Consider the following 12,339-nt stretch of genomic DNA (forward strand, 5'->3'; position numbering starts at 1 on the left):
ATCCACCAATGAACGACGCCAATTCTTCCAAGCGTTTTTCCTGGTTCGTCCTGCTGCTCGCCGGTCTCTTCGAGGTCGGCTACGCCCTGTCCGTCGCGGGAAGCCGCGGATTCACACAGCCGACCTGGTCTGTCGTAGCCGTGGCGTTTTTCCTGCTGACTCTCTGGGCCCTCAGCGTTGCCCTACGGCACATCGAGGTCGGAATCGGATATGCGGTATGGGCCGGGATTGGAGCAGCCGGAGCTGCCCTGCTGGGACCCTTTTTCTTCGATGAACACCTCACCATGACACGATTCTTGTGGCTCGCAGTGATCATCAGTGGCGTGGTGTGGCTGAAACTCGCCGACCGGCCAGCAGCGGGAGGTCCGTGACTGCTGCGCTAGGTGTACTGAATTGGGGAGGTTGGTTAAAAGTTTGCATTCCGGGAGTGCGAACGTAAAAGAGGGCCTTGTTGGTTGAGCGTGGCTTGCGAAGGTATCCACTGCCAGCAAGGCCCTCGTTCATCTCACACCCGCGTGCCCGTTTGAAGGTCACACAGCTGGTTGTCAACCAAGCAGTTCCAGTCTCCGAGGTCACCGCAAGGTTCCAGTGCCCCTAACCCACGGTGAAGCGGTGGACCGACTAGTATCGAGTCGGCGAGCTGATGCCGGGCCACATCCTTGCAACTCACCGACCAGGACCCCGAAGAAGACCTCTGCCAGAGTCCCCGGGTTGCGAATATGGCTGCAGGAAACCCCGGTCCAGCTTGCCACCTGCAGAGGCTTGGCACCGTCAACGCTCCATCGGATCTTGTCCGCGGCCCGGTTGAACCGGCTGTCGCAGGTCGAACGACCCGGGAAAAACCGGTGCGTCGTTACGAGCACGGCCACCCCGGTCGGCCTGATCCACATTGACGCCAAGAAGCTTGGCAACATCCCCGATGGCGGGAACTGGCGCCTTGTCGGTCGTCAGCACGGTAACTGGAACCGTCAAGCCACCCCTGCGGGGAAGAACAAGCATCACCAGCCGCTGCTGGGACATGCCTTCATCCACACCGTCATCGATGATCACTCCCACCTGGCCTACACCGAGGTCCACGACGACAAGGAGGCGCTCACCACGAGCTCCGTGTTAGCCAAGGCTGTCACCTAGTTCAAAACGCGGGGGATCACCATCGAACAGGTCCTGTCCGACAATGGCTCGGCCTACAAGTCCCACTTCTGGCACCAAACCTGCCAAAAGCCCGTGATGACGCCGAAGAAGGCCCACCCCTACCGACCCCAGATCAACAGCAAGATCGAACGACTCTACAAGACCAGCAGCAGAACCTACACCTCAGAACAACAACGACGCGACACCCACACCAGCTGGACCCACTTCCACAACCGACCTGCACACAAGTTCGGTCAGCGGCTGAACAACTGACCCTGGATCGTGTTGATGAACTGTGTCAGGGACGCGGGCAGGTCTCGCAGGTGCCAGGTCTCGGGGGCGTGATACCAGTCGACCTCCGTCGGGTCGGGGGTGTCGTCGACATCGGCCGCTGCCATTGCCTCCACCCAGCGCTGACGCCCACCGAGAACGACCGTGTAGGGCAGCAGCCGGGAGATCTCTGCCAGCTCCCTGCCCTTCGGCATCTGATTGGTCGGTTGGGTGTTGAGAAGGGCTGAAAGAGCCCCGAGAGCTGCGACGAGCCGGGTGCCCTCCGCTGTGCGGCGCGGCATACGTGGCGCCATCCACAACAGCGAAATAGAGAGGGCCAGCAGCACCAGAGCCACCAGTCCGAAACTAGTGAAGGCGATCAGGGCGCCCCCAGCCGCCAGCGCGACACCAAGTCCGACCCAGCCACGAACAGCCCACGAGCTGCGGGTGGAATCAGGACGGTGCTCGAACCAGCCGCGTTCCACCACTTCGTCGTACAGGGCATCCTGCACCGCCCCCAAAGCGGGAGCCAGGACCTCGGGCAACTGCGACGCGAAGGAATGCTGACCGTCAGGCACCACCGCTTCCAGAAGCCGGGATTCGTAGGGAAGCAGTTCATCATGCTGGTTCTCCAGGCGACTGAACTGCCAGTCCACCAAGCCGTACTGGGTGTGCTGGAGTTCGGTGATGCGCAGGTGACCACGCACGGCGAGGTCGATCAACGTGGCCGTGATGTCGACGGGATCAACGCGCTCGTCGGCGACAGTTCCCACCAAACCAGGACGCATGCCCTCCCCCGGTTCGAACACCGATTCCCCGTCGCCGACGGGCCGGAAGGACCCGACGGCCGAGACCTCACCGGCATACGAGAGGTCCGCACCACTTCGACGATGCAGCCACCACAACAGCAGGGATCCTGCCACCAGAACAGCCAGCGCGGTTCCTGCCGTTGCGAGGTCAATCGCGAAGGCCCGCTTGAGGTTCCACTGCTCATAGACCCGGGCCGTCGGCGCCACGTCCTCGACGCTGAACCCCACGGTGAAGGTCACCTGTTCTCCGACACCTCGTGTCGCGGACTCGAATATCGGGGTTGGTGAGTTGTGCGCGCCAGCCGCATAGAGTTGACACTTGTCGAGGGTTCCGGGCGGACCCGCTGTGCAGTCCACCAACTGCGCCTGGGCAGCCACCTGCAAGGTACCGGCAACCTTCTCAACAGCCACCGACAGCCCTTGGAGCGCCCGCCATGTGAACACGCTGGCGTCCCCGTTGTTTCCGGGTTCGGAGCGGGTGGTCCCGGTGACCTTATAGGTGATCTTCACCTCGGCAGACGGCTTCATGGAGAGCACCGTGTAGTCGCCCTCAACCTTGGAAGCAAAGTTCTCAGCGCCTGTCGCGGACACATCGGAGATGCCGTATATGTAGAAGCGGTCAGAGTCGATGGGGGCGCGATTCGCAATTCGCTGGGTCAGCTCCGCTGGTGGAGCATCAAATTTGATGGTCTCGGTGACCGTCAGGATCCCGTCCTCGTCAAGTCTGCCCTCGAAAAGGTATGACTTGGCGATCGGCTCATCGGCATGAGCCCGCGGCACCACGCCCAGAGCGAAAAACAGCACCAGCGGGACCAACAACAAGCGGAAGGTACGCACCTCGAGGCTCCTCAGATCAAAGTTCTCGGTGCTGACCGTACCGCATTTTGAATGCAGAAAGACACAGCCAAGGTCACACCAGCAAGCGACAAAACACCTCCCGGGAGCCCCGGTGAGGCCTGCTCAGCAGAACGAAAAACCCACCACACGTGGAGAGCAACATTTCCCAGCAGGTCGCGGGCAACCGACACCACCAGGCCTCCTAGCGCCCCGGGAGCTTGCTCCCGACGCCACGCGCCGACCCCTGATAGGGATACCCTGAACCCCGTGGCAAACTCGATGCAACCGCAATACCCGGGGCAGCCCAGCTCACAGGGCTCCGGAGGAAATCCGTACCCCACTCGGCAGCCTGCGCCTTGGCATCAGTCAATGCCTTCACAAGGTCAGCAACCCCCCTCCGCCCCACCGCAACCAGTTTCATCCCCGTGGCAAGCTCCTCAGCCACCGATGCAGCAGTCCCCTTACCAAAGCCCGGCGCACCCCCAGACTTCCCCACACAGAGCCGCACCTCCACAGCCTTTCCCCCAGGCACAGCCTCCTCAGTTCCCCACCACACAGCCCGCCGCGTTCCCAGCCCGCGCAGCCACCCTGCAGCCCGGTCCTCATCTATACCCCGGCCAACCCACGGGCTTTCGTCCCGCACCTCAGGGCTTTCCAGCAGTGCAACAGCCCGTGCCTGCATTCATTCCCGGTGGTTACGGCTCATACGCGGCACCGACCAAACGTCGTCCAACAGGCTTGTTGGTGGCTCTGTTCTGCGCCCTTGCTCTTCTGGGCGGCATGGTGGTCATCGCTCTCGTCAACCAGGCAAATCCTGCAAGTGTCTCCACTGATTACAAGAACGAGGACTGGGAGGTACCGCCTGTCACCTCCCAGCCGCCCCCTCTGGTGAAGCCGGAGAGTAAAGCGGAAATCACGACCCTGACGAAGGACAATTCGCTGTACAACATGTCCTTGGAATCCCCCGTGAGATGCGATCTCGAACTGCTTCCGGGACGCGAGCAGGACGACCAGGAGCTGCAGGCCAGTCTGCAGACCTACGTCGGCTGCCTGACCCGGGTCTGGGGCCCCACTCTCAAACAGGCCGGCTACACGGCATTCCAGCCGAAGCTCACGGTTTTCCCGGAAGGCGAGACCATCACCACGGGATGCGGGATCCAGCAATCCCACAACGCCTTCTACTGCGGCCTTGACCAGCAGATATACATCTCCCAGGACGTGCTCGACGTCCTGTCGACCGATGTCTCCAAAGCACGTATCGTTTTCAACCTGATCATCGCGCATGAATACGGGCACGTCATCCAAGGACAGAGCGGGATATTGCTCAGTGGTCACATGTCAATCGACGACGCCGACGATTCCGGGCAGCACGAAACGAAACGCCGCCTCGAAACCCAGGCGGACTGTTTCGCAGGTGCGGCTCTCGGCTCCTTGTGGCAGGGACTCAAACTCACCGACACCGACCGCCAGGACATCCTGGCCGTCACCGCGGACATCGGCGACGACAGGCTCAACGAACGCACCAACAATCCGGACAAGACCGACGATCACGGGAAGAGTCAGAACCGTCGGCTGTGGGTGGAACGTGGTCTAGACTCCGGAGGTTCGCTCGGCCAGTGCAACACTTTCAACGCCCCGGCCAGCGAGGTCGAATAGCCCTGAATCCGCAAGGATCACGGTTATGGTGAGAGCCGTCATCTCATCGTCGTCATTGCAACTGCAATTGCCGCGACTCCTTCACCCCGCCCCGTGAGACCCAGCCCGTCCGAGGTGGTGGCGGAAACCGACACGGGTGCCCCAATGGCCTCGGAAAGCACCTGTTCCGCCTCGCCGCGGCGCGCGGCCATGCGCGGTCGGTTGCCGATCACCTGAACGCTGACGTTGCCGATCCCAACTCCAGCGCCCCGGAGCAGCCTGGCGGTCTCGGCCAGGAAAGCGACCCCGGACGCCCCCATCCACTCGGGGCGATCGGTGCCGAAGTTCGATCCGATGTCCCCCATCCCGGCCGACGCCAGCAGCGCATCGACGATGGCATGCGCAGCTACGTCTCCATCGGAGTGCCCGGACAGCCCGAACGATTCTTCCGGGAAGTGCAGTCCGGCCACCCACATGGGTATTCCCGCCTCCAGCCTGTGGACATCGGTTCCGATGCCGACCCTCACGCCCGGCTCCTGCCGTCCAGGATCACCTGCGCCAGTGTCAGGTCGAGTTGCTCGGTGATCTTCAGCGCGTCGTGATGTCCGGGCACGAGCACCACCTGGCGCCCGAGGGTCTCGATCGCGGACGCATCATCGGTGATGACCAGTCCGCGCCTGACCACATGGTCGTGGGCGTCTCGGAGCAGACCGAGTCGAGCCCCCTGCGGGGTCTGGACGGCTCGGAGGGCGTCTCTGTCGACGATCCGGGATCCGTCGTCACCGACCTGCCTGATCGAGTCGTGGACCGGGATCACAGGTATGGCCGCATCCGCGCCGTCCGCCACCGCGTACGCTACAGCGGTGACGACCTGCGGGGGCACCAGGGGACGGGCCGCGTCATGGATCAACACGATGGTCTCGGGGCCGAAACGTTCCCACAGCACGTCGAGCCCGAGCCTGACCGAGTCCTGGCGTTCGGCCCCACCGACGGTGCAGACGACATCGTCCAGACCTGCCAGGGCTGTTTCAAAGGTCGGCAGGCAGCCCTCGGGGGTGGTGATCACCACGTGCCCCACGCCTCCTGCACGCATTGCCAGGATGCTGCGGCGCACCAGCGACATCCCACCGAGTTCCACCAGCGCCTTCGGCACGGATGCACCGAGCCGAGACCCGGAACCGGCCGCCACCACGAGGGCGACGACCGGTTCTTCCGTACTGTTGTTCAATGGTTCAGGAGGCCAGGACCTCGTCGAGCATCACCTCGGCACGCTCCTCGGCGACGTCCTCGGCGAGGGCCAGCTCGGCCACGAGGATGGCACGGGCCTTGGCGAGCATGCGTTTCTCGCCGGCCGAGAGTCCCTTGTCGCGGTCACGCCTCCACAGGTCGCGAACAACCTCGGAAACCTTGATGACGTTCCCGGAGTGCAGCTTCTCCAGGTTCGCCTTGTAACGGCGGGACCAGTTGGTGGGTTCCTCCGTGTGTTCAGCACGCAGCACCTGGAACACGCGTTCCAGGCCATCGGCGTCGACCACGTCGCGCACACCGACGAGGTCCAGGTTGCAGGCGGGAACACGCACCACCAGATCGTTCTGACCTATGATGCGCAGTACGAGGTAGAGCTTGTCCTCTCCCTTGATCTGTCGGGTCTCTATGTCTTCGATGACAGCCGCCCCGTGATTCGGGTAGACCACCGTCTCTCCGACCGTAAAAGTCATATCTTGCAGGCCCCTTTCCGCCGGCAATCCTACCATGCTGCGACGGATCGTCCTCGTGAGCGATCCCACCCCTATCTGCGGGGCTGCGCCGAGCCCTCGGCACCCGCGATCGAACCTTTGTTCAGCCCTGGAACTTGTAGCCCAGCCCCCTGACCGTGATCACCCGGGAGGGGCTGGAGGGATCGCGTTCGATCTTGTTGCGGAGACGTTTGACGTGCACATCGAGGGTTTTGGTGTCGCCGACGTAGTCGCTGCCCCAGATACGGTCGATGATCTGGCCGCGGGTCATGACACGTCCAGCATTGCGCAGCAACAGCTCCAGCAACTCGAACTCCCGGAGCGCCAACCTCACCTCCTGTCCGTCGACCACGACCTGGTGGCGTTCAACATCGATGCGTACTCCGTCCATCTCGACGATCTCCGAGATCAGCGTGGAGTCGTGGCCACGCCTCAGGATGGCGCGGATCCGGGCAACTAGTTCGCGATGGGAGAAGGGTTTCGTGACGTAGTCGTCGGCGCCGATCTCCAGCCCCACCACCTTGTCCGTTTCGGAGTCCCGTGCCGAGACCATGATGATCGCGACATTGCCGCGGGCCCGGAGCCGGCGGCACACCTCCGTCCCGGGCATTCCGGGCAGCATCAGATCCAACAAAACCAGGTCCGCGCCATTGCGGTCGTACTCGGCCAGGCCGCTTTCGCCATCAGCCTCGGCGGCAACGTCGAAACCTTCCTTGTTGAGCATGTAGGTGAGAGCCTCACGATAGGACTCTTCGTCTTCGATGATCAGAATCCTGGTCATCCCCTCATCCCTCCCGGGTCTCCCCGTCGACGGCCCTCTCCTGGTGGGCCGGAAGCCGCAGCGTGAAGGTGGACCCCTGGCGAGGTCGCGACCACACTTTAACGCTCCCTTGGTGGGCCAAAGCGATGTGACGGACAATCGACAGCCCCAACCCCGTTCCTCCACTCTCCCGGGATCTTCCATAGTCGACGCGGTAGAAACGTTCGAAAATGCGTTCCTGATCCTCCTGGGAGATACCGATGCCGTTGTCGCTCACCGTGATCTCGACGTTCTCGCCCTCATCGTCACTCATCCGCGTCGCCGCCACCACGACTCTCGCGTTGTCGTCGGAATAGTTGATGGCATTTTGCACGAGGTTGACCAGGGCGTCGATCAGCTGCCGGCGGTCCCCCAATATCCGCGCGCAGGGCACGGCGGTTCGCACGAGGTTGATTTTGCGAGCCTCGGCGGTCTCCCGGGTACGACCGATCGCCTCATCGATGATCTCCTCCACCTCCACCACCTGGCGACTCAGCATCGGATCCGAGGATTGAAGCCTGGAGAGCTCGATGATCTGGTTGACGAGTTCGGCCAGACGAGCCGATTCGCGGTGGAGACGCCTGGCGAAGTGGATCACCTGCTCGGGATCCCCGGAGGCAGCCTCGATGGTCTCTGCGAGAATTCCGATGGCCCCGATCGGGGTTTTCAGCTCGTGGGAGACATTTGCCACGAAGTCTCTCCTGACAGCGTCCACGCGGCGAGTGGCGGCCTCATCCTCAGCCATGACCAGGACGCGCCCTCCGCGAAGCGGAATCACCCGTGCGCACAGCCCGATGTTCTCCATTCCTGGCGGACGATCCTGGATGACGGTTCCCAGGTACTCGGTTTCCGTTCTGCGCACATGCCGCACCCGGTCCAGCAGGCCGGGAAATCCAACCCGTGTTCCTCGTGCCAGCCCCATGGCTATTCCGAGATCGTTCACCTTCATCACTTCGTCATGAGGACCGATCAGAACGCTTCCCAGGGGAAGCACCTCGACGAGATCAATCAGGTCGTCCCGCGACCGTTCTGGAGCCTGCGGGGCGGGTCGCGATTCCTCCGAGGAGAAACGACGACCGATGGTTCCTGCACTCCATACCATCGCGAGCGCGAGCACCGCACCTGCCAGGGCGGCAAGAACGAGGTCCATAGTCAGAATCCTATTGTCAGAACTTCTGCCCATGGGGTAGGTGACGGCCACTACACTGCCGTTTCTACAGTTGTCATCCCGAAGGGCGGAGACGAAATGCGCGCCAACTATCACGAAGAGCTCAACGGCCTGCTCGACAGCCTGCAGCACATGGCTGTTCTGGTCGAGGTGGCCGTGCGCGAGGCTTCTTCCTCCCTGCTGGAGCCCGATCTAGCCCGCGCGGAGGCGGTCATCTCCAACGATTCCCAGCTCGACGCCATGCACGAGGAGCTCGAGTATCGCTGCTTGTCCCTCCTGGCCCTCCAGGCGCCGGTGGCAGGTGAGTTGCGCACCATCGTCTCCGCGATCCGGGTGGTCTTCGAGTTGGCTCGCATGGGTGACCTGGCAGCACATGTCGCCAAGATCACCCGGTTGCGCTTCCCGGACTCGGCGGTGCCCGATTCACTACGGGAGAACTTCTCACGCATGTCAGAGGTGTGCCTGGCGATGATCCGCCTGGCCAACCAGTCGCTGAAGGACCGTGACGCTGTCGCCGCCATGCGCATGGCGGAGATCGATCACGAGATGGATCATCTGCGCCGCGATCACTTCGGAGTGCTCTTGGGCGAGAGCTGGTCGGGGTCGGTGGAGCAGGCCATTGACGTCGCCCTGCTGGGTCGCTATTTCGAACGCTTCGCGGACCACGCCGTCGCAGTGGCGCGCCGTGTCATCTACATCATCACGGGGCAGTTCCCAGAGGGCGAGGAGTGGCCAAACGCCTGAGGGTGATCAAAGGTTGAATGCCGGAAGGTTTACACTGCTTCAATAGTTGGATTTTGTCTCGATGAGGGGATTTCAATGATGCCGTTCAATCGCCGCAGCCTGTTGACGGGCACCATGGCAGCCATGGCCGTCGGGCTGGGAGCCTGTGGTTCCTCCCCGCAAGCCACGCAGTCAACATCTGCACCGGCATCGTCAGAAAACTCCCAGGAACCCGCCCCCGCGACAAGTCCCACGACTGAGTCCTCCCCGGCTCCCTCTCCTGAACCTTCCGCGTCGCCTTCCCCGAGCGGGTCGTCCGATTCCTTGATGCCGAAGACCAGCCACAACCACGCTGCAGCCGAGTACGCCTACCCCTCGGAGAAGGTCCAGGCGTGGATGAAGGATCCCAGTTCGGCCCCCGAGAAAATCGTCTTCCTCACCTTCGACGACGGCCCGAATCACAGCAATTCAGTGCAGATCCTGGACGCCTTGAAGGCGGGCGGGGTGCACGGCACGTTCTTCGTGGTCGGACAACTCGTGAGCAGCGCACCCGAAACCCTCAAGCGTGAGATCGCGGAGGGACACTCGGTGGCCATGCACAGCTACACCCACAACTACAACAAGCTCTACCCCGGTCGCGCCGGAAGCCTGGAAGCCATCAAGGGCGAGTACGAGAAAACCAAGGAAGCCCTCGAGGAGGTCCTGGGCTCCGAATTCAAGACCAACACCTGGCGTTACCCCGGCGGCCACATGAGCTGGAAGAAGTTGGAGGCCGCCGACGAGGCCCTGGCTGCCGAGGGTGTGCACTGGATCGACTGGAACTGCCTCACCGGTGATGCCGAGCCGAAGAACCGTCAACCCAAGGACGTCGCAGGCATGGTGAAGATGGCGACCTCTGCGATCAGCGAGGGCCTGAAGGTCTCGGTGATGCTCGCCCACGACTCGGAAGGCAAGGACATGACGGTCAAGGCGATGCCCCAGATCATCAGCGCCTACAAGGAGGCGGGCTACAAGTTCGGAGTGATCGCCTGAGCCCTGATGGGTTTCGGTGCGGCGAGCCGTATGCAGGGGGTCGCCTGCCTTGTAGGCTGACGCCATGACCGGAAAGCTGATCCTGCTCCGCCACGGCGAGAGCGAATGGAACGCGAAGAATCTGTTCACCGGGTGGGTGGACGTCGACATCAACGAGAAGGGCGAGGCCGAGGCCCGAAAAGCGGCAGAGCTGCTGGCCTCGGAGGGGCTGCTGCCGACAGTGCTCCACACCTCTTTGCTGCGCCGCGCCATCCACACCGCGTACCTTGCCCTCGACGGTTGCGATCGCCACTGGATTCCGGTGCGCCGCAGCTGGCGTTTGAACGAGCGCCACTACGGTGCGCTGCAGGGATTGGACAAGACCGCCACCCGCGACAAGTACGGTGACGAACAATTCATGCTGTGGCGTCGCAGCTACGACACCCCGCCGCCGGTGCAGGACACCGACGCGGAGTACTCGCAGTTCAACGATCCCCGCTACGCCGACATTCCCGCAAACGAGCGTCCTCGCACCGAGTGCCTCAAGGACGTCGTGGCGCGTATGCTGCCGTACTGGGAGGAATCCATCGTCCCGGACCTGGCCGTCGGTCACACCGTCCTGGTCACCGCACACGGCAACTCTCTGCGCGCGCTGGTCAAGCACCTGGACAACATCTCCGACGAGGACATCGCGGGCCTGAACATCCCCACCGGGATCCCCTTGCTCTATGAACTCGACGAGAATCACAGGCCCCTCGTCAAGGGCGGTCGTTACCTCGACCCGGAGGCGGCTGCCGCGTCCATCGAGGCCGTCAAGAATCAGGGAAAGAAGTAGGCGGACCCTCTCACATCGCTTTCTCAACGGGTCCTGTCGTGAGAGCGACGGGACCCGTTTCCTCATCGTCATCGTCGGTGTTCTCGCAGTGTTCCTTTCCACGGTTGCGCCACCAGGACGCGGTCGCCGTGGCCCCCGCGATCGCCAGGGCCGTCGGCACGAGGACTGTCGCGCCGGAATGTGTCAGCTCCAGCACCAGTGCGAATCCGGTCAGGGGGGCCTTGATAGAGGCACCGAGGAATGCTGCGGACCCGATGAAAACGCAGGCGACGAGGTTGGATCCCGGCCAGATCAGCGACCACACGAGCCCCGTCAGTCCCCCGAGGGCCGCGCCCAACGCGATACCGGGATTCAGGGTGCCTCCCCAGGCGCCCACCCTGACCGTGATCAGCGTGGTGATCGCCTTAGCGAGCAGCAGCACAGTGATCAGCCCCAGGGCCTGCGGTCCGACCTCCGCCACCTGGTCCGTGACGGTCTGTGTGACCGGATGACCGTTGCCCAATACCCACGGCACCCAGATGGAGACCGCCCCGACCACGGCGAACCCGAGGGGCATGACCCACAGCAACCGAGTGGTGGTCGGGCGTTTCCGTTCGGCGCGTGTCACCGCCTCACCGAAGAGCGCCCCGGCCAGACCGATCACCGGACCGCACAGCACGGCCCACGCCACCAGTGCGGGCGAGGAGACCAGTTCCGGCATCCTGTAGTAGACCTCTGGTCTGGCCCAGCCGGTTGAGACGAGCACTGCGATGCCGGAAACGGCGAGTGCCGAGGCCAGGGAGCGTTTCGAGAAGGTGACGAGGAGAGCCTCCAAAGCGAAGAAGATGCCGGACAGGGGAATGCCGTAAACAGCGGCCAGGCCCGCCCCGGCCCCGCAGGCCACCAGGATTCTCCGATCCTCCTCGTCCAACCCGAAGCAGTCGCTGATCCATCCGGACAGAGCAGCACCGGCCTCCCGCGGCGCGACCTCACGACCAAGCGAGGCACCCATGGCGATGATGACGATCTGCGTGGCGGAATGCCAGATGGTGCGCAGCACCGGCATGCGCATGCCCGCCACGGCCTGTTCCGTCGCCACCGGCCCGGGTCCGGTGCGGTGCAACAGCACCCACGACACCGCGCCGATCACACCGGCAGCCACGAGTGTGAGGAGTCGACGCCACCACGGAACGGTTTCCAGGGCAGTGACCAGGTGCCCCTCAGAAATGCTCCAGACGAAGTGCTCCACGGTGTGCAGCAGGTGAGCGCAGGCCCATCCGGTGGCACCCGCAGTGATACCCGCCAGAACAACGGCGGCAGCGAAACGCCGAAGCCCCGGGGCTCCGGCGTTGGTGTGTGATGTGGTGTGCAATGGGGACGGATCGGAACTCACGTCCTCCTACTCT

12 protein-coding genes and 1 pseudogene are annotated in these 12,339 nt (G+C 63.3%); 6 read left to right on the plus strand and 7 right to left on the minus strand.

All coding sequences use genetic code 11. The features are described from left to right. Positions 1 to 8: 8 nt before the first annotated feature. Positions 9 to 371: a multidrug efflux SMR transporter gene (locus V7R84_RS06275; protein ID WP_338573204.1), complete on the plus strand. Its 363-nt coding sequence runs from the start codon at positions 9 to 11 to the stop codon at positions 369 to 371. 131 nt (positions 372 to 502) lie between these two features. Beyond that, positions 503 to 1,404: pseudogene (locus V7R84_RS15450) on the plus strand (DDE-type integrase/transposase/recombinase). On the opposite strand, the gene V7R84_RS06290 reads toward V7R84_RS15450, so the two are convergent. After that, positions 1,386 to 3,047, minus strand: coding sequence for a DUF2207 family protein (locus V7R84_RS06290; RefSeq protein ID WP_338573209.1), 1,662 nt, complete (start codon positions 3,045 to 3,047; stop codon positions 1,386 to 1,388). The pseudogene V7R84_RS15450 and the gene V7R84_RS06290 sit on opposite strands and share 19 nt — an antisense overlap. A 672-nt stretch (positions 3,048 to 3,719) precedes the next feature. On the opposite strand from V7R84_RS06290, the gene V7R84_RS06295 reads away from it, so the two are divergent. After that, entirely contained in the window at positions 3,720 to 4,703 is a 984-nt protein-coding gene (locus tag V7R84_RS06295) for a neutral zinc metallopeptidase (RefSeq protein ID WP_338573211.1), read from the plus strand. 38 nt (positions 4,704 to 4,741) lie between these two features. Here the strand turns inward: V7R84_RS06295 and ispF are convergent, their stop codons facing one another. From ispF to V7R84_RS06320, 5 genes are all read right to left on the minus strand, one after another. Next, the gene (gene ispF / locus V7R84_RS06300) at positions 4,742 to 5,209 is read right to left on the minus strand and encodes a 2-C-methyl-D-erythritol 2,4-cyclodiphosphate synthase (protein WP_338573212.1); all 468 of its coding nucleotides are present in this window, start codon (positions 5,207 to 5,209) and stop codon (positions 4,742 to 4,744) included. Continuing rightward, positions 5,206 to 5,910 carry a 2-C-methyl-D-erythritol 4-phosphate cytidylyltransferase gene (gene ispD / locus V7R84_RS06305; protein WP_338573214.1) on the minus strand — a complete coding sequence of 235 codons (705 nt, stop codon included), beginning with the start codon at positions 5,908 to 5,910 and terminating at the stop codon, positions 5,206 to 5,208. The genes ispF and ispD overlap by 4 nt, the downstream gene beginning before the upstream one ends. Positions 5,911 to 5,914: 4 nt before the next feature. Beyond that, positions 5,915 to 6,400: a CarD family transcriptional regulator gene (locus V7R84_RS06310; RefSeq protein WP_130874814.1), complete on the minus strand. Its 486-nt coding sequence runs from the start codon at positions 6,398 to 6,400 to the stop codon at positions 5,915 to 5,917. A gap of 121 nt (positions 6,401 to 6,521) precedes the next feature. Beyond that, a complete protein-coding gene (locus V7R84_RS06315; protein WP_338573218.1) occupies positions 6,522 to 7,199 on the minus strand; it encodes a response regulator transcription factor in 678 nt (225 codons plus the stop codon). Between the two features lie 4 nt (positions 7,200 to 7,203). Next, positions 7,204 to 8,367: a sensor histidine kinase gene (locus V7R84_RS06320; protein WP_338573220.1), complete on the minus strand. Its 1,164-nt coding sequence runs from the start codon at positions 8,365 to 8,367 to the stop codon at positions 7,204 to 7,206. Positions 8,368 to 8,463: 96 nt separating this feature from the next. Here V7R84_RS06320 and phoU point away from each other — a divergent pair, with 96 nt between their 5' ends. From phoU to V7R84_RS06335, 3 genes are all read left to right on the plus strand, one after another. Continuing rightward, positions 8,464 to 9,129, plus strand: coding sequence for a phosphate signaling complex protein PhoU (gene phoU, locus V7R84_RS06325; RefSeq protein WP_338573223.1), 666 nt, complete (start codon positions 8,464 to 8,466; stop codon positions 9,127 to 9,129). Positions 9,130 to 9,435: 306 nt separating this feature from the next. Further along, on the plus strand, positions 9,436 to 10,140 hold the full coding sequence (locus V7R84_RS06330; RefSeq protein ID WP_338573224.1) for a polysaccharide deacetylase family protein: 705 nt from the start codon (positions 9,436 to 9,438) through the stop codon (positions 10,138 to 10,140). Positions 10,141 to 10,204: 64 nt separating this feature from the next. Then, positions 10,205 to 10,954: a phosphoglyceromutase gene (locus V7R84_RS06335; protein WP_338573225.1), complete on the plus strand. Its 750-nt coding sequence runs from the start codon at positions 10,205 to 10,207 to the stop codon at positions 10,952 to 10,954. Positions 10,955 to 10,964: 10 nt separating this feature from the next. On the opposite strand, the gene V7R84_RS06340 is transcribed toward V7R84_RS06335, so the two are convergent. Then, positions 10,965 to 12,326: a chloride channel protein gene (locus tag V7R84_RS06340; protein ID WP_338573227.1), complete on the minus strand. Its 1,362-nt coding sequence runs from the start codon at positions 12,324 to 12,326 to the stop codon at positions 10,965 to 10,967. Positions 12,327 to 12,339 lie beyond the last annotated feature (13 nt).

Origin of the sequence: Arachnia propionica (assembly GCF_037055325.1) — a bacterium.
In the GTDB taxonomy this organism is placed as follows: Bacteria; Actinomycetota; Actinomycetes; order Propionibacteriales; family Propionibacteriaceae; genus Arachnia.